15 protein-coding genes are annotated in these 19,481 nt (G+C 62.5%); 14 read left to right on the forward strand and 1 reads right to left on the reverse strand.

What is annotated here, in order from left to right; all coding sequences use genetic code 11:
- The first annotated feature begins 35 nt into the window (after positions 1 to 35).
- The 9 genes from QEZ49_RS11935 (at position 36) to mnhG (ending at position 8,669) form a co-directional block, all read left to right on the forward strand.
- Positions 36 to 617, forward strand: a complete 582-nt coding sequence (locus tag QEZ49_RS11935) for a DUF2062 domain-containing protein (RefSeq protein WP_280387141.1) — start codon at positions 36 to 38, stop codon at positions 615 to 617.
- 45 nt (positions 618 to 662) lie between these two features.
- Positions 663 to 1,418, forward strand: a complete 756-nt coding sequence (locus QEZ49_RS11940; protein ID WP_280387143.1) for a pyridoxine 5'-phosphate synthase — start codon at positions 663 to 665, stop codon at positions 1,416 to 1,418.
- A 253-nt stretch (positions 1,419 to 1,671) separates the two neighbouring features.
- On the forward strand, positions 1,672 to 2,106 hold the full coding sequence (locus tag QEZ49_RS11945) for a hypothetical protein (protein WP_280387145.1): 435 nt from the start codon (positions 1,672 to 1,674) through the stop codon (positions 2,104 to 2,106).
- Positions 2,107 to 2,548: 442 nt separating this feature from the next.
- Positions 2,549 to 5,440 (forward strand): monovalent cation/H+ antiporter subunit A, encoded by a 2,892-nt coding sequence (locus QEZ49_RS11950; protein ID WP_280387147.1) that lies wholly within the window; start codon positions 2,549 to 2,551, stop codon positions 5,438 to 5,440.
- Positions 5,440 to 5,778, forward strand: coding sequence for a Na+/H+ antiporter subunit C (locus tag QEZ49_RS11955; protein WP_280387149.1), 339 nt, complete (start codon positions 5,440 to 5,442; stop codon positions 5,776 to 5,778). The genes QEZ49_RS11950 and QEZ49_RS11955 overlap by 1 nt, the downstream gene beginning before the upstream one ends.
- 14 nt (positions 5,779 to 5,792) lie before the next feature.
- The gene (locus tag QEZ49_RS11960) at positions 5,793 to 7,490 is read left to right on the forward strand and encodes a monovalent cation/H+ antiporter subunit D (protein ID WP_280387300.1); all 1,698 of its coding nucleotides are present in this window, start codon (positions 5,793 to 5,795) and stop codon (positions 7,488 to 7,490) included.
- Entirely contained in the window at positions 7,487 to 7,984 is a 498-nt protein-coding gene (locus QEZ49_RS11965; protein ID WP_280387151.1) for a Na+/H+ antiporter subunit E, read from the forward strand. Before QEZ49_RS11960 ends, QEZ49_RS11965 begins: the two co-directional genes overlap by 4 nt.
- Positions 7,981 to 8,265, forward strand: coding sequence for a K+/H+ antiporter subunit F (locus QEZ49_RS11970; protein ID WP_280387152.1), 285 nt, complete (start codon positions 7,981 to 7,983; stop codon positions 8,263 to 8,265). The genes QEZ49_RS11965 and QEZ49_RS11970 overlap by 4 nt, the downstream gene beginning before the upstream one ends.
- Positions 8,265 to 8,669 (forward strand): monovalent cation/H(+) antiporter subunit G, encoded by a 405-nt coding sequence (gene mnhG, locus QEZ49_RS11975; protein WP_173954026.1) that lies wholly within the window; start codon positions 8,265 to 8,267, stop codon positions 8,667 to 8,669. Before QEZ49_RS11970 ends, mnhG begins: the two co-directional genes overlap by 1 nt.
- 264 nt (positions 8,670 to 8,933) lie before the next feature.
- Here mnhG and QEZ49_RS11980 read toward each other — a convergent pair whose 3' ends face one another.
- Complete coding sequence (locus QEZ49_RS11980) at positions 8,934 to 11,258, reverse strand: Tex family protein (protein ID WP_280387154.1); 2,325 nt, start codon at positions 11,256 to 11,258, stop codon at positions 8,934 to 8,936.
- A gap of 200 nt (positions 11,259 to 11,458) precedes the next feature.
- Between QEZ49_RS11980 and hrpB the strand changes: the two genes are divergently transcribed.
- The 5 genes from hrpB to QEZ49_RS12005 all read left to right on the forward strand — a co-directional run bounded on the left by hrpB (position 11,459) and on the right by QEZ49_RS12005 (position 19,450).
- Positions 11,459 to 13,942, forward strand: a complete 2,484-nt coding sequence (gene hrpB, locus QEZ49_RS11985; RefSeq protein ID WP_280387156.1) for an ATP-dependent helicase HrpB — start codon at positions 11,459 to 11,461, stop codon at positions 13,940 to 13,942.
- Between the two features lie 386 nt (positions 13,943 to 14,328).
- On the forward strand, positions 14,329 to 15,510 hold the full coding sequence (locus QEZ49_RS11990; protein ID WP_280387157.1) for an SH3 domain-containing protein: 1,182 nt from the start codon (positions 14,329 to 14,331) through the stop codon (positions 15,508 to 15,510).
- Positions 15,511 to 15,993: 483 nt separating this feature from the next.
- A complete protein-coding gene (locus tag QEZ49_RS11995) occupies positions 15,994 to 17,109 on the forward strand; it encodes a hypothetical protein (protein ID WP_280387159.1) in 1,116 nt (371 codons plus the stop codon).
- A 27-nt stretch (positions 17,110 to 17,136) separates the two neighbouring features.
- The gene (asnB, locus tag QEZ49_RS12000; RefSeq protein WP_280387161.1) at positions 17,137 to 19,152 is read left to right on the forward strand and encodes an asparagine synthase (glutamine-hydrolyzing); all 2,016 of its coding nucleotides are present in this window, start codon (positions 17,137 to 17,139) and stop codon (positions 19,150 to 19,152) included.
- Positions 19,153 to 19,174: 22 nt separating this feature from the next.
- Positions 19,175 to 19,450, forward strand: a complete 276-nt coding sequence (locus QEZ49_RS12005; protein WP_280387163.1) for a phosphopantetheine-binding protein — start codon at positions 19,175 to 19,177, stop codon at positions 19,448 to 19,450.
- The last annotated feature ends 31 nt before the right edge of the window (positions 19,451 to 19,481 follow it).

A 19,481-nucleotide genomic window follows, 5' to 3' on the forward strand; every position in this document is an offset into this window, starting at 1 on the left:
ACGTCCCAGCCGGGATTGGAGTAGCATTTTAAGGTATGGACAAATCCCGCCCGCATAATCTGACGGAGCGCTCTGGCGCTCTGCTGGCGCCATTCAAGCAATGGGGCTGGTTGCAGGGTACGCGCGAGTCCATCAGCCGTATGCTGCAACAGCGTGCTACGGCCCACGAGATCGCGCTGGGATGTGCGCTGGGTGCCTTCGTTTCCATCACGCCGCTTCTGGGTGTCCAGACGCTGATGGCCATTGTGATGGCGTTTGTGCTGCGCGCCAGCGTGCCTGCTGCCATTGTGGGAACATTCATCGGCAATCCGCTGAGCTGGCCGTTTATCTGGGTTTCTACCTATCTGATGGGCCTGCAGATGGTTGGGCTGGAAGGCGCATTCGATGCCGCTGCGGTGCAACGCAACATCGAGTTGCTGGGCAATGCGCTGCTCGACCCTTCGCCGCAGCTGCTGGATGCTACCGCCGCGCTGTTCTGGCCGCTACTGTGGCCGATGCTGGCCGGCAGCCTGCCCATTGGCCTGCTGACGGCAGCGATCGTCTACTATGTTTCGCGCAATTCGGTGCGCGCCTGGCGCTCCCGCCATATGGCTAGCGGCACTGCAGCGTCGGAATGATGCTCAGGAAAGCTGCTTCAAGTTCCTCATCCCGGTTTGCATCACATGTCTAACTCTGCCCAACTGCGCCTTGGCGTGAATATCGATCACGTAGCGACGGTGCGGAACGCGCGCGGCGGCGCGCATCCAGATCCGGTGCGCGCAGCAAATCTTGCGATCGCTGCCGGCGCCGATGGCATCACCGCACATCTGCGCGAAGATCGGCGTCACATCCGCGATGGCGATATCGCGCGCCTGAAGGCCGAGCTGACCCGGCCGCTCAATCTGGAGATGGCGGCGACCGATGAGATGCTGGCCATTGCACTGCGGCACCGTCCGAACGCATGTTGCATCGTGCCGGAGCGGCGCGAGGAGCGCACGACCGAGGGCGGTCTTGATGTCGTCGGCGGTGGCGCGCGGCTGGAACGCCTGGTGGGCGAGCTGAAGCAGGCGGGCATCCGTGTTTCGCTTTTCATCGAGCCGGATGCTGCGGCCATCGAAGCCTCAAGCCGTTTGGGCGCCGATATCGTCGAGCTGCATACCGGGGCCTACTGCGAGCGTGCACTGGAAGAAAATTCCGGCGCGGTTGCGCACGAATTGAAGCGCATCACCGATGCGGCCCGACTGGCCCATGCCGCAGGGCTTGAGGTGCATGCGGGGCACGGCCTGACCTACAATACGGTGGGGGCAGTGGCCGGGCTGCCGGAGATGGTTGAGTTGAATATCGGGCACTTCCTCATCGGCGAGGCGATCTTTGATGGCCTGGCGACTTCGGTGACGCGCATGCGCGCGCTGATGGATGCTGCCCGGGCAGGAGACTGAGGTCACTGAATTAGCCCGATTGGCGAAGAGCGCGGTCCCTCCAAGGCGCGCGATTTTTTGCCGGAGCGCAATGTAACTGGCGCGGAGTGCCTGCTCCGGCGGCAAGCTAAAATATCGGCATTGTTTCGCTTGAATTTGAGCTAGGTCGGATGCTTGGCATTCGCGGGCCAGCAATGACTCGGGGCGCACGATGATTTCCTATCGGATGGCAGGCCAAGAGCTGGCTTGGCCCCAATCCCAACGGAGATCTCGCATGGCAGACATCACACATTCGATTGTTCCGGAGCGAAGCACGTCCGCAAACCTGATCGTCATGCTGCTCGTGTCGGTGGTGGTGGGTGCGATTGTCGGTGCGATCCTCGGTGCTGCTTCGGCCGCGCCCACGTGGCTGGCGCTGATCGCAGGCCTGTGCGGGACACTGGCGGCGCTGTTTGCCCGCAATACGATCATCAACCGCATTGCGGGGATCGGCCTCAATGAATTCAATATTCCTTCGGTCGTGATCGTCTATGCGCTGATCGCATCCGTGGCTGGCAGCCTTGCCGCCAAGGAGGTGCTGGATAATGCGGCGACCTACGTTTCGAGTGGGGTGCTGGGCGCCATTGCGGCCCTGTTCTCGGCCATACTGATGGCGATGCTGATGCTGACCTATTATCTCAACCCGCACTGTGAGCGGTTGAATCGTTGAGCAGTGGTGCCAAGCCGACGGCGGAACTGACGTCCGCCGTCGGATCGTAGCCGGATTGGAAAAGATATTTTTGTCAAAGGCGCCGCAGCGATCCGCCGCGGCGCTTTTTCGTTTGCCAGCGCATGAGCGACAGGCGCGCCTAGATTCATTGAGCTGACGACCGGAGTTTTATGGCTGAAAAGCACCGGGTGCGCGGATGTGTACACCGGGATTTGACCTCAGTCGGGTTGACCGGAGATACGTCGTTTGCTCCGCTGTGACTCTAAGGGTGCCGTTTGGCATCAGTGGTGCAAAAAATCGGCACTGCTGGGCCGGGAATCGATGGTAATCCAGAATCGCCACGCAATATTCTGATCTGCGGATAACACCGCAGCGTGTGGTTGGTGCCGACTTGTCGTGTGCACGTGCGATTGGTCCCAGGGGAGAAGGTTTTCGCTGAACGATGATATCGAACGAGTCGCTGCTTCTCGCCGCAATCGCGATTCCCTTCCTAGGCAGCCTCGTCGCTGCGCTGCTTCCGACCAATGCCCGTAACCTCGAAGCCTGGCTCGCCGGGAGTGTCGCGCTTGCGGAAATTGGCATCTTCAGCGTTCTCTATCCGGCAATAACCGACGGGCAGGTCGTTCGCAGCGAATGGGCATGGATGCCCACTGCGGGGCTGAACTTCGTCCTGCGCATCGATGGTCTGTCGTGGATCTTCGCGCTGCTCATTGCCGGTATCGGCGGCCTCGTGTTCCTTTACGCGCGCTATTACATGTCGCCGCAAGATCCGGTGCCGCGCTTCTTTTCGTTTCTGCTCGCCTTCATGGGCAGCATGCTGGGCATCGTATTTTCCGGCAACCTGATCCAGCTCGTCTTCTTCTGGGAGCTGACGAGCGTTTTCTCATTCCTGCTCATCGCCTATTGGCATCACGATGCAAGTGCGCGGTCGGGTGCCCGTCTGGCGCTGACGATCACCGCGGCGGGCGGATTGTGCCTGTTTGGCGGCGTGCTGGTGCTCGGCGAGATCGTCGGCAGCTACGATCTGGATGAGGTGCTGGCGTCGGGCGTGCTGATCCGTTCGCACGATCTATATCTGCCGGCGCTGGTCCTGATCCTGCTCGGCGCCTTCACCAAGAGCGCGCAGTTCCCGTTTCACGTCTGGCTGCCGCGCGCGATGGCGGCGCCGACGCCGGTTTCGGCCTATCTGCATTCGGCAACGATGGTGAAGGCGGGCATCTTCCTGCTCATCCGCCTGTGGCCGGTGCTGTCGGGCACGGAAGCATGGCTGTGGCTGGTGGCAACGACCGGGCTCATCACCTTCGTGACCGGCGCGTATCTGGCGATGTTCCAGAACGACCTGAAGGGCGTGCTGGCCTATTCCACCATCAGCCATCTTGGGCTGACGACGCTGCTGCTGGGCATGGATGCGCCGCTGGCGACAGTGGCGGCTATTTTCCACGTGATGAACCACGCGACCTTCAAGGCGTCGCTGTTCATGGCGGCAGGCGTCATCGACCACGAAACCGGCACGCGCGACATCCGCAAGCTCAGCGGGCTTTACCGATACATGCCGGTGACGACAGCGCTGGCTACGGTGGCGGCTGCGGCGATGGCGGGTGTGCCGCTGCTCAACGGCTTCCTGTCGAAGGAAATGTTCTTCGCCGAGACCATCGAAACCCACGATGGCTCGCTGATGGATACGCTGCTGCCATACTTCGCCACCGTGGCGGCGGCGTTCAGCGTGGCCTATTCGCTGCGGTTTATCCGCGATGTGTTCTTCGGTCCGCCGCCGACCAACCTGCCGCATGAGCCGCACGAACCACCACACTGGATGCGTTTCCCCATCGAGTTGCTGGTGGTTGTGTGTCTGCTGGTGGGCATGTTCCCCAACTACACGATCGGTCCGTTCCTCAATGTCGCGGTCGCCTCGGTGCTGGGTGCAACGGCGCCGAAGTTCAACCTTGCCATCTGGCACGGCTTCACGCTGCCGTTTGTGATGAGTATCGTGGCGATGGCGGGCGGCATCGCGGTCTATGCGTTCCTGAAGCTCTACAACTTTGACAACCGCAGGATGCCGTGGCCGGCGGTGGGCGAACTGATCCCGACCGACTTTGTCGGCGCGACGGCGCGTTCGGCGATGCGGTGGATCGGCACGCGTTCGTTGCAGCCGCAGTTGCGCTCGGTGGTCTGCTTTGCCTTCGTGGCAGGGCTGGCGCCTCTGGTCGGCCGGACGCTGTTTCCTGAAACGCTGCAACTGACGAAGATCGATGCGGCGTTCGCGCTGGTCTGGATCATCGGCGTCGTGTGCGCGCTGGCGACCGCCTATCAGGCGAAGTTCCACCGGCTGGCGGCGCTCATTTTCATGAGCGGTGCCGGCATCGCCACCTTCCTCACCTTCATCTACCTGTCGGCACCGGATCTTGCGCTGACGCAGCTTCTCGTCGAGGTGGTGACGACTGTGCTGATTCTGCTGGGTCTGCGCTGGCTGCCAAAGCGCGATGAGCGTCTGCTGAAGACGGACTCGTCCATGCTGATGCGCCGTTATGTCGATCTGACCATCGCGATGGTTGTCGGCACTGGCCTCGCCATGCTGGCGTTCGCGGTGATGACGCGTCCGGCGCCGCAGTACAATCTGGCCGAGTTCTTCCTGCATCGCTCCTATGCTGAAGGCGGCGGTCGAAACGTCGTCAACGTTATTCTGGTCGACTTCCGCGGCTTTGATACGCTGGGCGAAATCACGGTCCTGTGCATCGTGGCGCTGGTGGTGTTCGCATTGTTACGCCGCTTCCGGCCGTCGCCGGAAAGCATCGGGTCGCCGGAGCAGAAGCGTATTCAGGAGGCGTTCGACGTCGATCATCCTGACCGGCGGCCGGGCGAAACGATTGCCGACTACCTGCTGATCCCGTCGGTCATCATGCGGTTGCTGTTCCCGGTCATCGGCACGCTCGGAATTTATCTGTTCCTGCGCGGCCATGATCTGCCCGGCGGCGGCTTCGTGGCCGGACTGACGCTGGCGATCGCCATCATCCTGCAATACATGGGCGGCGGCGCGGCCTGGGTGGAAGACCGCATTCGCGTGTTCCCGCTGCGCTGGATGGCGGTTGGCTTTGCGTTCGCACTGGCCGGCGGCGGCATCGCGCTGGCGTTCGGCTATCCGTTCCTGACGGCCTTCGCCTACGATCTGCATCTGCCGGTCGTTGGGTCGCTGCATCTGTCGACGGTGCTGCTGTTCGATCTGGGCGTGCTGGCGATTGTGCTCGGCGCTACGGTGCTGATCATCATCGCGCTTGCTCACCAGTCGATCCGTACGCACCGCAAGCCTAAAGCCGCTGCTGCCGAGGAGGCCACCTGATGGAGATCATTCTGGCTCTCAGTATCGGTGCGCTTGCCGGTTCCGGCATCTGGCTGATCCTGCGCTCGCGCACGTATCAGGTGCTGATCGGGCTTTCGCTGCTGTCCTATGCGGTCAACCTGTTTATCTTTTCGATGGGGCGGCTGCGCACCGATGCGCCGCCGATCCTGGAGAAGGGGGTGCCAAATACGCTGGCTCACTACACCGACCCGGTACCGCAGGCGCTGGTGCTGACGGCCATCGTCATCACCTTCGCGATGACCGCACTCTTTCTGGTTGTTCTGTTGGTTGCGCGCGGCCTGACGCGTAACGACCATGTCGATGGGCGAGAATCCTGACCGTGACGCTGAATATGAATAGTCTCGCCATCGCGCCGATCCTGTTGCCGCTCGCAACGGCGGCGATCATGGTTGCGCTGGGGGAACGGCGCAGAAACATCAAGGCCGTGCTTGGCGTCGTTTCGACGATGATGACGCTCGGCATTGCCGTGTCGCTGCTGTTGTTCGCCGACAGCGCGCCTGCAGGCGAGCCCGCAGCGATCAGCGTTTATCTGGTTGGCAACTGGGCCGCGCCCTACGGCATCGTGCTGGTGGTCGATCGGCTTTCTTCGCTGATGCTGGTGCTGGCCAGTACGGTGGTGTTGGCGGGGCAGCTATATTCGATCGCCCGCTGGCACAGCGCCGGCATGTTCTTTCATGCCTTGGTGCAGCTGCTGCTGATGGGGCTCAACGGCGCCTTCCTCACCGGCGATCTGTTCAATCTGTTCGTGTTCTTCGAGGTCCTGCTGGCGGCGTCCTACGGTCTGGTGCTGCACGGATCGGGCGCGCCGCGTGTGAAGGCGGGCCTGCACTACATCGCGGTCAATCTCGCCGCGTCGTCGCTGTTCCTGATCGGCGCCAGCCTCATCTATGGCGCTGCGGGCACGCTGAACATGGCTGATCTGGCGGCGCGGGTGCCAATCCTGCCGGATGATGAGCGCATGCTGATGGAGGCGGGCGCCGCCATTCTCGGCGTCGCGTTCCTGGTGAAGGCCGGCATGTGGCCGTTGTGCTTCTGGCTGCCATCGGCGTATGCGCTGGCGGTGCCACCGGTCGCGGCCATTTTCTCCATCATGACCAAGGTGGGCGTGTATGTGATCCTGCGTCTGTGGCCGATGGTGTTCGGCGTGGACGCGGGCGCTTCGGCCTTCTTCGGCAGCAACTGGCTGCTTGTCGGCGGCATCCTGACGGTGGCATTCGGCGTCATCGGCTTGCTAGCGTCTCAGGATCTGCCGCGCATGGCCGCCTACAACGTGATCATTTCGTCTGGCACACTGCTGGCGGCGATCGCTGCGGGCAGTTCGGGCGTGACCGCCGGCGCGCTGTTCTATCTCATCAGTTCGACGCTGGCCGTCAGTGCGTTCTTCCTGCTGATCGATCTTATTGAGCGCGGCCGTATTCCGGGCGCCGACGTGCTGGTTGTCACCTTCGAAGCCCTGAGCGAGGAAGACGAAGAGGAACCGGACGCTGCCGACCCGGTGGGCATCGCCATTCCCGCAACGATGGCCATTCTCGGCATTGGCTTTGCCGCGTGCGCGCTGCTGCTGGCGGGACTGCCGCCGCTGACCGGCTTCGTCGCCAAGTTCCTTATGCTGCACGCAATGTTTCTGCCCGATGGCGTTGCTGTCGGTGCCCATGAGGTCAACGGTACGACGCCGACGCTCGGGGCATTGAGCTGGACGCTGATGGCTATGCTGCTTATTTCCGGCTTCGCCGTCATGGTGGCGATGGCGCGCGCGGGTGTGCGCGTGTTCTGGGTGCCGATGGAAAGCACGGTGCCGAAGGTGCGCTTTCTGGAAATGGTGCCGATCGTCTCGTTGCTGCTGCTGTGTGCAACGCTGACGGTGCAAGCGGGGCCGGTGGCGCGCTTCATGGACGCGACGGCAAAGAGCATTCATGCGCCGGAAGGTTACGTGCGCGGTGTGCTGGATGTGCCGCGCAAACGCCCTGAGCAACCGGTGATCGACGGCCAGCCTGCCACGGCACCCGCCACGCAGGAGGTGAGCCCATGAGCGTGCTAACCCGCCGGGTGCTGCCTTATCCGCTGCTGTCGGCGTTTCTGCTGATCATGTGGCTGCTGCTCAATCAGTCTCTTTCGGCCGGACATCTGATCCTTGGCTCGATCATCGGCGTTGCCGGTGGTCTTGCGATTTCATCGCTGCAGATTCCCTCCGGTCAGGTGCGCAACCTGCACCTGCTGGTGCAGTTCGCATTCATCGTCCTGTACGACATCATCCGTTCCAACATTGCGGTGACGCGCATCGTGCTGACGCCGGGGCGGGTTGCGAAGTCGGGCTTTCTCTACGTCAAGCTGGATATTCGCAACGAATACGCGCTGGCGATTCTGGCGTGCGTGGTGACTTCCACGCCGGGCACTGTCTGGGTCAATTTCGACAGCGCCAAGGGCGAACTGCTGCTGCACGTGCTGGACCTTGTTGACGAGGATGAATGGACTGACCTGATCAAGAACCGCTACGAGCGACTGCTGAAGGAGATCTTCGAATGACGGCACATTCGATTCTTATATGGTCGGTCGCGGCCGCTGAAATGATGATCGTGCTGGCCATGGCGTGCGCGGCTTATCGCATGCTGAAGGGACCGCGGGCGCAGGATCGCGTGCTGGCGCTCGATGCGTTCTATGTGTGCGGCATGATCCTCATTCTCACGTTCGGCATCGAGACATCGGACATCTTCTATTTTGAGGCGGTGTTGGTGATTGCGCTGGTGGGCTTTGTTGCCACGGCCGCGCTCGCCAAGTTCCTTATGCGCGGGGAGCCAATCGAATGATGGAGGTTTCTCCCACTCTGCCCGCCTGGGTGGCGATCGTTACGTCCATTCTTGTGCTGCTGGGCGCAGCATTGACGCTGATCGGAACCATCGGTCTGGTGCGGCTGAACAACTTCTATTCGCGCGTGCATCCGCCGACGCTGGGAACCACCCTGGGCATCGGCTGCGTGCTGCTGGCGTCGATGCTGTATTTTTCCGTGGTGAAGCAGCGGCTGGTGGTGCACGAGGTGCTGATTGCCATCTTCGTCACCATAACGACGCCGGTTACGCTGATGCTGCTCGTCAGCGCTGCTTTGCGGCGCGACTGGGCTATCGGTGATCCGAGTGTGCCGGTTCCTCCCGGTCTGCCGGAGGAGGCCGAACGGCCGGAGCCATTGCCCGAGTCGGATCAGCCGACGTCATAGCCGGCGGCTACGGCAACTTCTGCTTTGCCTTACAGCGGGGCGGGCAGGGCATCGCCCCTGCGGCCCGCCCGGCATCATGACTGCTGCATTTCCGTTGGCGACATTTTCGGCAGCATCGTAGTGCGATGTATGCAATTCGCATTGCGACGGCATCGGTGTGGTAAAGCGTGATCGCGTTTTCAGGTGCGATCACGCTCCAACCACGTGCTGAGACCGATGGTGACGCTTCGGATTGACAGCGCCCGAAGCGTCAATGGCTTAGGCCTAGTGCCGGCCTTTTTCCTGTGCGCGCTTGAGTGCGGCGGCCAGAGCGCTTTCTCCACCCGACTGCGATGGTGACGACTGACGCGGGATCGGCGCGCCACTGCTGCGCTGGGATGGTGGCGGCGAAGCCTGCCGGTCATTTCGGCCGGATGCAGAGCGATCAACAGCGCCGGAACGCATCGTCAGCGCGATACGCTTGCGGGCGACATCCACTTCCTTCACGCGTACCTTCACCACGTCGCCAGCCTTCACTACCTCGTGTGGATCTTTCACGAAGCGGTCGGCCAGTTCCGACACGTGCACCAGCCCGTCTTGATGGACGCCGATGTCGACGAACGCTCCGAACGCAGCGACGTTGGTGACGACACCTTCAAGCTGCATGCCGGGTTCCAGATCGCCGATGGTTTCGACACCATCCTGGAACGTGGCGGTCTTGAATTCAGGACGCGGGTCGCGACCGGGCTTTTCGAGCTCGGCAAGAATGTCGGTGATGGTGGGAATACCGAACGCTTCATCGGCGAAATCGGCCGCCCGCACAGACTTGAGGAACGCGCGATCACCGATCATCGTCTTCAGCGGTCGCTTGGTCGCGTCGGCGATTTTCTCGACCACGATATAGGCTTCGGGATGCACCGCGGATGCATCGAGCGGGTTTTTGCCGTCCATGATGCGCAGGAAGCCTGCCGCCTGTTCGAACGCCTTGGCGCCAAGACGCGGCACCTTTTTCAGTGCCGTGCGAGTTTTGAACGCGCCGTTCTCGTCGCGGAAGGCAACGATGTTGGAAGCCAGCGTGCGGTTGAGGCCGGACACGCGCGCCAGCAACGGGGCCGAAGCAGTGTTCACGTCAACGCCAACCGAGTTCACGCAGTCCTCTACAACGGCATCAAGCGAGCGGGCGAGACCGGATTGATCGACGTCGTGCTGGTATTGACCGACGCCGATGGCCTTGGGCTCGATCTTGACCAGCTCCGCCAGCGGGTCCTGCAGGCGCCGCGCGATGGAAACGGCGCCGCGCAGGCTGACGTCGAGATCGGGAAATCCGTTGGCGGCCAGTTCCGACGCCGAATAGACCGACGCGCCAGCTTCCGACACGATCGCCTTGATGATCTTCAGGTCCGGCATCTTGCCGATCAGTTCGGCGACCAGCTTGTCGGTTTCGCGACTGCCGGTGCCGTTGCCCACGCTGATGATTTCAACGCGGTGCTTCTTGCACAGCATGGCCAGCGCTGCGAGTGAACCCTGCCAGTCGCGCCGCGGCTCGTGCGGATAGATCGTGGTGGTGTCGAGCAGCTTGCCGGTGGCATCGACCACGGCAACCTTGACGCCGGTGCGGATACCCGGATCGAGCCCCATCGTCGTGCGCGGGCCAGCGGGTGCAGCCAGCAGCAGATCCTTCAGGTTGCGTGAGAACACCGTGATTGCTTCGGCATCGGCGCGCTCTTTGAGGCGCGCAAGCAGGCCCGACTGCAGCGATACGGAAAGCTTGTCGTTCCAGGCGCGGCGCACCGTTTCGCCCAGCCAGGCATCGGCGGGACGGCCGCGCTCGGCGATGCCGAATGTGCTCTTGATGCGCCCTTCCGCCGGATGCGGCTTGTCCTTCTCGTGCGCGATGTCGAGATCGAGATCGAGCACGCCTTCATTTGCGCCGCGCAGCATGGCAAGCGCGCGGTGGGATGGCATATCCTGAATGCGCTGGCCGAACGCGAAGTAGTCGGCGAACTTTTCGCCCTCGCCGGACTTGCCCTTGCGCACGGCGGACTTCAGCTCGCCTTCGCCCCACATCCATTCGCGCAAGCCGCCGACGACTTCGGGCTTTTCCGCAATGCGCTCGATGAGAATGTGGCGCGCGCCTTCCAGCGCGGTATCGGCATCGCCAAAGCCACCTTCGGCGTTGATGTATTTCGCCGCTTCCGCAACCGGATCGAGATTCGGGTTTGCCAGCAGCGCGTCGCTCAGCGGTTCAAGGCCTGCTTCGCGCGCAATCTGCGCACGGGTGCGCCGCTTGGGCTTGTAAGGCGCATAAAGATCTTCAAGCTCGATCTTGGTGCTCACGCCGTCGATCTGGCGCGCGAGTTCCGGCGTGAGCTTGCCAAGGCCTTCGATGGTTTTCAGCACCGTGCCGCGCCGGTCTTCCAGTTCGCGCAGATAGCCTAGCCGTTCTTCCAGCTTGCGAAGCTGCGTATCGTCGAGGCCACCGGTCTTTTCCTTGCGGTAACGCGCGATGAACGGGACGGTGGCGCCCTCATTCAGCAGCTCCACTGCGGCCAGCACCTGATTGGCGCCCACGTTCAGCTCGGCGGCGATGCGATTGTTGATTTTGTCCATGCTGCGCTCCTTCGGAACGGGCCTCATGCAATGCTTGGGGCAGGGTGGTCAAGTGCGCGCAAATGGTATGTGGATTGCGGCGCCGGCAAGCGACTTTTCGCTCAATAGTGGCATTTATAGGGGGAGGTTGAACCCCATAGGCCAGAGAATCGTAACTGATAGGCAGTTGCGCCCGGCCTGTCATTCTCCGATACAGCGCCATGGAATTCGCTGCAGCCCTGCCCATCGATACGGTTTTAGGAGAATTGCGCGCTGCGCTGGTGGCGCGCAACGCCGCCGTGCTGATCGCGCCGCCGGGTGCGGGCAAGACCACGCGCGTGCCGCTGGCGCTGATGGACGAGGCCTGGCTTGCGGGGCGCAAAATTCTCGTGCTGGAGCCACGCCGCATCGCCGCGCGTGGAGCCGCCGAACGCATGGCGCACACGTTGGGTGAAGCGGTGGGGCAGCGCGTTGGTCTGCGCACGCGCCTGATGACCAAGGTTAGCGCGCAGACGCGCATAGAGGTTGTCACCGAAGGCATCTTCACGCGCATGATTCTCGACGATCCGGAATTGCATGGCGTTGGCGCGGTGCTGTTCGACGAGTTTCACGAACGCTCGCTGGATGCCGATCTGGGGTTAGCGCTGGCGCTCGATTGTCAGAGCGCGCTGCGCGAGGATCTGCGCATCGTGCCGATGTCGGCGACGCTGGATGGCGGCCGTGTGGCGCAGATGCTGGGCGATGCTCCGGCAATCGTCAGCGAGGGCCGCGCCTATCCCGTTGAGACGCGCTATGTCGGGCGTGATGCCAACGTGCGCATTGAAGATCGCATGACTGATGCGGTGTTGCGCGCATTGCGCGAGGAGCACGGATCGATACTGGCTTTTCTGCCGGGGCAGGGCGAGATCCGCCGCGTTGACGAGCGATTGCGCGAACGGATCACCGACCCGTCGATTGTGCTTGCGCCGCTCTATGGTGCGATGGACGTGCGGGCGCAGGATCTGGCGCTTGAACCGGCCACGAACGGAACGCGCAAGGTGGTGCTGGCGACATCGATTGCGGAAACGTCGATCACCATCGAAGGGGTGCGCATCGTTATTGACAGCGGACTGGCGCGCGTACCGCGTTTTGAACCCGACGTTGGCGTGACGCGGCTTGAAACCGTGCGCACGTCACGCGCGTCGGCGGATCAGCGGCGCGGGCGTGCCGGGCGCACCGAACCGGGCGTCTGCTATCGCCTTTGGGATGAGGCGCAGACCCAGAGCCTGCCCGCATTTGCGGAGCCTGAAATCCGTTCGGCGGATCTGGCTTCGCTGCTGCTGGATTGCGCCGAGTGGGGCGCGCATGATCCGCGCGCGCTGCGGTGGCTGGATGCACCTTCGCAAGCGGCAGTCGATGCCGCGCGCGAAGAGCTGCAGGCGTTGGCCGCGCTTGATGCGGAGGGGCGGATAACGCCGGGCGGGCGCGCATTGCGATCGCTGCCGCTGCCACCACGACTGGCGCGGATGATCATTGCTGCGGCGGAGCATGGCTGTGCGCAGGACGCGGCCGACATCGCTGCCGTTATGGTTGAGCGCGGCCTTGGCGGTAATGACGTCGATCTCGACATCCGGCTGGAGAACTTTCGTCGCGATCGTGGACGGCGCGCAACCGACATGCGCAAGCTCGCGGCGGGTTGGGCGCGCGCGGCGGAAAAGCGTGTCGGATCGCAGGACGGCGAAAATTCAACTGAGAACCTGTCAACCGCGCGGCTGCTGGCGCTGGCGTATCCGGACCGCCTCGGCAAGGCGCGCGGGGCACGTGGGCAGTTTCTGCTCGCCAATGGCAGAGGTGCGGTGATGGATGCGCTGCATCCGCTGGCGCGTTCCAGCTTCATCGTGGCGGCCGAGCTTTCCGGTGCCGCCGCAGCGACGCGTATTTTGCTTTGTGCCGGTGCGAATGAAGCGGACGTTCTGGCGTCGGCTGAAGGGCGTGTGCATGAAGCTGTGGAAGTCGATTTTGATCCTGCGTCGTCGGCATTGCGTGCGCGCCATGTGCGTCGGCTCGATGCGATCGTGCTGGCCAGCGAACCGCGCGCGATTGAGCACGGCGCAGATACTGCACGGATTTTCGCTGAGGCGCTTGGCAGATACGGTGTCGAGCGTTTGCCGTGGAGCAAACCGCAGCAGCAACTGCGCGAGCGGCTGGCATTTTTGCGTTCAACCGGCGATGAAAGCTGGCCCGATCTGAGCGACGACACACTTGCGGCAAGCGTTGCCGATTGGCTGGCGCCGTTTCTCAATGGCAAGTCGCGGCTGGCGGATATCGGCGCTGATGATCTCGGCGCGGCGCTCGATGCGTTGCTGCCGTGGAACGTGCGGCGCCGGATCGACGACGAAGCGCCGACGCATTTCGAGGCGCCCACCGGCAATCGGCATGCCATCGACTATGGAGCTGCGGGTGGACCTGCGCTGCACATCCGGGTGCAGGAACTGTTCGGGTTGAAGCAACATCCGGCGCTGGCGAACGGCAAGCTGCCGCTGACGCTGCATCTTCTTTCGCCCGCACACCGCCCCATTCAGATCACGCGCGACCTGCCGGGCTTCTGGCGGGGTTCGTGGGCCGCGGTGAAAGCTGAAATGAAAGGGCGTTACCCGCGCCACCCCTGGCCGGACGATCCGGCCTCGGCGCTGCCAACGGCGCGGGCCAAGCCGCGCGGCACTTAGCAACCTGCGCAGTGCAGTGCGTCTAGCGTCGGCATGGCTCCGAGACGGCGCGCGCGGTCGGCAGTCTGCGGGTCGATGGCTGGCGTTGCCTCGAAATGCTCCAGCAACCCGATGTCGCCGGGCAGATTGCCACCACTTCTTAAGCCTTCGGAGCGATTCTGTTTGGTGGTCCGTGGCTGCCTCCCGGCGGCGCGGCTGGGCAGGCGTTTGATGTATCCGGTGCCTTTGCATCGGCAACAAAGCGCGCTTCGGCACGCGATTTGAAAAAGCGGCCATAGTGGGGCGCAAGCGTCTGGTCTGGGGCGAAAAATCCGGTGCTTGCAACCGGGTTCTCGCCACTTTCTGAGACCATGAAGGGGCTCCGGGCGGAGCGGGTAGGGGTAGTGATGTTGCGTTTGGTTACTGTTGTCGGTTTGCTGGCAGGTGTGAGCGCCGCGATGGCTGCTCCGGTGCGCATGTCCGGCGAAGAGATCAAGCGAGCCATGCCCGGCGCGCTGCTGGAAATTGACACGCCTTTGCGCATGACCATTCCGGTCAAGGTCGGCACCAACGGCCTGATGTCTGCTGAAGCGGGCGCGCTGGGCTTGACGCTCGGTGCCACCAAGGATCGCGGTCGCTGGTGGACCGAAGGCGACAAGCTTTGCATGAAATGGTTCCGCTGGTTCGACGCCAAGCCGCGCTGCATGGTTCTGCGCCGTGAAGGCAATCGCGTGCACTGGTCGGAAGCCAGCGGCGAGAGCGGCACCGCAACGATTACTGAAGCCAAGCCTGTGGTTGCCGCCGTGACGGCAAAGCCAAAGCAGGCACCCGCACGTCCGGTCGCTCCGGTGGCGGAAAAGAAGTCGATTGCACCACCGCAGCAGACCGCTGCCGCATCGGTGCTGCAACCTGAACCGAAGCAGCCGGAGCCGAAGGCTGTTGCGGTTGGCGATGCGGACAGACAGGAAACGATCGTCGTCGCGTCGGCAGATCTTCCGGCAGCGCGCAACGGTTATGAACCGGTGGAGCCGGTCGTGCCGCCACGCTTCACCACCGCAGCGCTGGGCGAATGGCTGAAGTCGGCTTTGACGCCGAAGGAGCCCGAGCCCTATCGCCTCGGCATGAATGCTGAAGCAAGTGCGTCAGATGCCATTGAAGGATCGCCGGAGATGCCGCAGATCCTCAACTCTGAGGCTGCACAGCAGAACGCCGCCCGGCAAAGGGTTGCGTCGGCGGCCAATGTCACAAGGCCCTATGACGACATCGCCGATATGGAACCTGAACCGGCCACCGCACCGGAATCGCGCAGGCATCAACCGCCGGCAGATACGCGTCCGGCCAACAGCCGCCGTCTGGCGTCGTTCCGCGTTTCCAATGTCCAGATTGGCGATCGCCTGAATGTGCGCACGGGGCCTTCCGAATATCATCCGCGCATTGGCGCCATCGGCCCGGATGGCCGCGGCGTCCGCATCGTGGGCGCGTGCCGCAACCTGTGGTGTCCGGTGCAATACGGCCGCCTGAAGGGCTGGGTTAACCGCTATTACCTCGCCGAGGAGCGGCCGACACAGGGCGCCTGGAACACTCCCTGATCGGGACGCCCAATTCAATTTTGAAACACAGCGTTGCTGGATGGGCAGGCGCCGCGAACTTTGCGCGTGCGCCCGCATACTATCGCGCCACGATATAATGCCGCATCTGAGCTGAAGGGCTGCGGCGTCGACGCCGCAGTTGGGAAATGTTCCTGCGGAAAACCGCTGGCCGAATTTACGGTTCCCTAACGGTGCTTTCACAATCCGTTCCATTTGAGCCAAACGGGCCGTTTGGTCTCAATTACTCTAGGGACTGACTATTATCTGAATTATCGTTATAAATCAGCGATTTGCTGGCGCATTCGCGCCAATCCGTCCGACAGAAACGGTTAACGGACGTATTCAAATTATCAACACTCTGGGCGCAACGTCCGGCCCTCGAGAGGGGCCGCTTTGTCTGGGTCGCGCTGACCGACGGTTGGTCCGGGCTATGCAAGGCTTGGCGCGGGACTGCTGTCGCAGTCCGCGTGCAGAGGTAGCTGAGTGAGTTACACATCAGGCAAACAGGAAGCCATCCGGCCGTGCCGTCGCGACGATGTCGACGCATTGGCGGGACTGTTTGCGCGCTCGTTCCGTGACGGCAAGGGCGGCGGCAGCACGGAGTTGCGCCGCTATTTCGAAGATGTGGTCTTCACGGGCGTGGGCGCCGGCGAAGAACCCCGTTCGCGCGTGTTCACCGATAGCACAGGCGAGGTTCGCGGCTTCATTGGCATCTGGCCGCGACAGATGCAACTCAATGGACGATCCATCAGCGCAGCGGTGGCGGGTTCAATGATGGTCGATCAGCCAGAGTTGCACCCGACCGCTGGCGCACGCCTGTTGCGCAGTTTTCTATCCGGTCCGCAGGATCTTTCGTTCAGCGAAACCGCCAACGGCATCTCGCAGCGCATGTGGCAGAAGGTTGGCGGCTCGCAGCTGTCCGCCGGTAGCCTAGACTGGTTGCGCGTCGTGCGCCCGGCGGGGACTGCGGTTGCGGCGGCACAGCATGCGTTCCGACCGGCTGGCCTCATGCGGCCGCTGGCATCGGGCTTTGATATGTTGCTGCAGCGGCTGGATCGTAATCCGCTTGCATTGCCCGCCGCGCAGGATGGCGTGCACGATGTCGAAGCAACGGCGGCGGACATTGAAAGCCTGATCCCGGAGCTGAGCCGCACCTATACGCTCTATCCCGACTGGCACACGCCGTCGCTGTCGATGTTGTTGACCCACGCAGAGGCGAAAGAACGCTACGGCGTGCTGCAGCGTCGTATCGTTCTCGACCGCAACAGCAAGCCCGTGGGTTGCTACCTGTTTTATGCGCGCCGCGGGCAGATCGCGCGCGTGCTGCAGGTGCTGGCACTGCCCGAACACGTCGGCACGACGCTTGATGCGCTGTTCCGCCGTGCGCAGGAACTGGGCTGCGTCGCCATTCGTGGCCGTGCGGACGATGTTCTGCTTGATGCGCTGGTTGCGCGTCGCTGCGTTTTGTTCCATGGCGCGTCGACATTGGTGCATGCCCGCGACAAGGAACTGCTGCGGGAGGTGTGTCATGGAACGGCGCTGCTGACGGGGCTCGCGGGCGAGTCCTGGACACGTTTTGTCGGCGGCGAGTTTGCGTAGACGCTTCAGGCGTCCGGGAGAGTAACGATGTGCGGCATTGCCGGCTTTTATCGTCTGCCGATTGCGCCTGACCGCAAACGCGGTCAGCTACAGCGCATGATCCGCACGCTCGCCCATCGCGGGCCGGACGGTGACGGCGTGTACGTTGACGGCGATGCCGGGCTTGCCCATGCGCGCCTCAGCATCGTCGATGTCGACGGTGGCCGTCAGCCGATGAGCAACGAAGACGGCACGGTTTGGGTTTCGTTCAACGGCGAAATTTTCAACTATGTCGAACTGCGCGAGGGTCTGATTGCGCGCGGACACGTTTTCAAAACAACCTCCGACACTGAAGTAATCGTGCATCTGTACGAAGAGCGCGGGCCGGACTGTGTTGAGATGTTCAACGGCGACTTTGCATTCGCCATCTGGGACAGCAATCGTCAACACATGGTGCTGGCCCGCGATCGCGCAGGCGTGCGGCCGCTCTATTATACGCAAAGCGCTGGTGGCATCGCGTTCGCGTCCGAGGTCAAGGCGCTGTTGACGCTGCCCGGCGTCAAAGCGGAGCTTGATCCTATCGCGCTCGACCAGATGTTTACGTTCTGGTTTCCGCTCGCGCCGCGCACCCCATTCAAGAACATTAGCGAGCTGCCGCCGGGACACGTGATGATCGTCAATCGCGATGGCGCGCGGACACATCAATACTGGCGCTTCGACTATCCCGATGCGGCGGACGATCGACCGGTTTCGGCAAAAGAAGAAGCGCGTCTGACGGAAGAAGTACGCGCGCTGTTGCTGGATGCTGTGCGTATTCGGTTGCGGGCCGATGTTCCGGTCGGTGCCTATCTCAGCGGCGGGCTGGATTCATCGATCACGACTGCTGCGATACGCACGTTCACGCCCGACACGTTGCGATCGTTCTCGGTTGCGTTTGCCAATGCGGAGTTCGACGAGAGCGCCTTTCAGCAGGAGATGGTTGCGGCGCTCGATCTGAACCACGCGGTGACGGTGTGCGAGGAGAACGATATTGCGACGGTGATGGGTGATGTCATCCGCCATGCCGAGCGCCCGCTGATGCGAACCGCACCAGCGCCGATGTACATGCTGTCGCGACTGGTGCACGACAACGGCATCAAGGTTGTGATGACTGGCGAGGGCGCTGACGAAGTGTTCGCCGGTTATGACGTGTTCAAGGAAGCCAAGGTGCGCCGCTTCTGTGCCGCGCAGCCCGGTTCGCGTTTGCGGCCGCTGCTTCTACGTCGCCTTTACCCCTATATGCCGCGCATGAATGCGCAGTCGCAGCGCTATCTGGAAGCGTTTTTTGGCAACCATCGGGACAGCATCAGCGATCCGCTCTATTCGCATCTGCCGCGCTTCCGCTCCAGCCAGGGTGCGAAGGCATTCTTCTCGGCGGAACTGCGCGATGAAATCGGCGAGTACGACGCGTTGGATGATCTGCGCGAGCGACTGCCGCCTGAGTTCCAGCGCTGGCATCCGCTATCGCAGGCGCAGTATCTGGAAAGCGCTTATCTGCTACCGGGATATATTCTGTCATCGCAGGGTGATCGGGTTGCGATGGCGAACGCGGTTGAAGGACGCTTTCCGTTCCTCGATCATCGCCTGATGGAATTTGCAGCGCGCATCCCGCCGCGACTGAAGCTGAAGGGACTGCGTGAAAAGCACATCCTGCGTGAAAGCGTTGCGGACCTTCTGCCGACGGATATCGCACGACGTCCGAAGCAGCCCTATCGGGCGCCGGAAAGTCGCGCGTTCGTCGGCACGGCGGCCGGAGCTGAGATGTTGACGCGCATGAGCCGCTCCAGCATTGCGGACGCGGGGTATTTCGACGGCGCGCTCGTTGATCGTCTGGTCAACAAGTGCACGCGATTTGCATCGACCGGTTTCCGGGACAACCTGGCTTTTGTTGGAGTGCTGTCGACGCAGGTTTGGCACGAGACTTTTGTGCAGCAGTCATCTGTGGGCATTGGCACGCCGCTTGCTTCGTCCCAGCCAGTTAACTCTGATGGCAATGGCCGCGCGCGTGTTGCCGTCAATTCGTAATGTACGGGTGAGTATCAAGACCATGTCAAACGCACTTAAAACGTCGATCCGCGAATTCGTAGAAGCGAGCTTTCTTTTTCGCGAAGGTCGCAACGGTCTGACCAACGATGAATCGCTGTTGGCCGCCGGTCTTATCGATTCAACGGGCATCCTGGAGCTCGTGGAGCATCTCGAAACCAACTTCGGCATCACCGTCGAGGATGACGAGATCGTTCCGGAAAACCTCGATTCTATCGATCTGATTGCTGCCTATGTGGCCCGCAAGCAGGGCGCCAAGATTACCGGCATTGCGGTTTAAAGCCGAAGCAAACGCTCGTTCTGAAATACGG

The sequence above is a fragment of the Hyphomicrobium sp. D-2 genome (assembly GCF_029872155.1).
Classification (GTDB): Bacteria; Pseudomonadota; Alphaproteobacteria; order Rhizobiales; family Hyphomicrobiaceae; genus Hyphomicrobium_A.

Excerpts from the sequence above, each read along its gene's own strand:
- QEZ49_RS11955 (WP_280387149.1), top strand. The coding sequence starts at position 5,440 with ATGGAGATCATTCTGGCTCTCAGTATCGGTGCGCTTGCCGGTTCCGGC.
- QEZ49_RS11950 (WP_280387147.1), top strand. The coding sequence starts at position 2,549 with ATGATATCGAACGAGTCGCTGCTTCTCGCCGCAATCGCGATTCCCTTC.
- QEZ49_RS11935 (WP_280387141.1), top strand. The coding sequence starts at position 36 with ATGGACAAATCCCGCCCGCATAATCTGACGGAGCGCTCTGGCGCTCTG.
- mnhG (WP_173954026.1), top strand. The coding sequence starts at position 8,265 with ATGGAGGTTTCTCCCACTCTGCCCGCCTGGGTGGCGATCGTTACGTCC.
- QEZ49_RS11945 (WP_280387145.1), top strand. The coding sequence starts at position 1,672 with ATGGCAGACATCACACATTCGATTGTTCCGGAGCGAAGCACGTCCGCA.
- QEZ49_RS11970 (WP_280387152.1), top strand. The coding sequence starts at position 7,981 with ATGACGGCACATTCGATTCTTATATGGTCGGTCGCGGCCGCTGAAATG.
- QEZ49_RS11960 (WP_280387300.1), top strand. The coding sequence starts at position 5,793 with ATGAATAGTCTCGCCATCGCGCCGATCCTGTTGCCGCTCGCAACGGCG.
- hrpB (WP_280387156.1), top strand. The coding sequence starts at position 11,459 with ATGGAATTCGCTGCAGCCCTGCCCATCGATACGGTTTTAGGAGAATTG.
- QEZ49_RS12005 (WP_280387163.1), top strand. The coding sequence starts at position 19,175 with ATGTCAAACGCACTTAAAACGTCGATCCGCGAATTCGTAGAAGCGAGC.
- asnB (WP_280387161.1), top strand. The coding sequence starts at position 17,137 with ATGTGCGGCATTGCCGGCTTTTATCGTCTGCCGATTGCGCCTGACCGC.
- QEZ49_RS11990 (WP_280387157.1), top strand. The coding sequence starts at position 14,329 with ATGTTGCGTTTGGTTACTGTTGTCGGTTTGCTGGCAGGTGTGAGCGCC.
- QEZ49_RS11980 (WP_280387154.1), bottom strand. The coding sequence starts at position 11,258 with ATGGACAAAATCAACAATCGCATCGCCGCCGAGCTGAACGTGGGCGCC.
- QEZ49_RS11940 (WP_280387143.1), top strand. The coding sequence starts at position 663 with ATGTCTAACTCTGCCCAACTGCGCCTTGGCGTGAATATCGATCACGTA.
- QEZ49_RS11965 (WP_280387151.1), top strand. The coding sequence starts at position 7,487 with ATGAGCGTGCTAACCCGCCGGGTGCTGCCTTATCCGCTGCTGTCGGCG.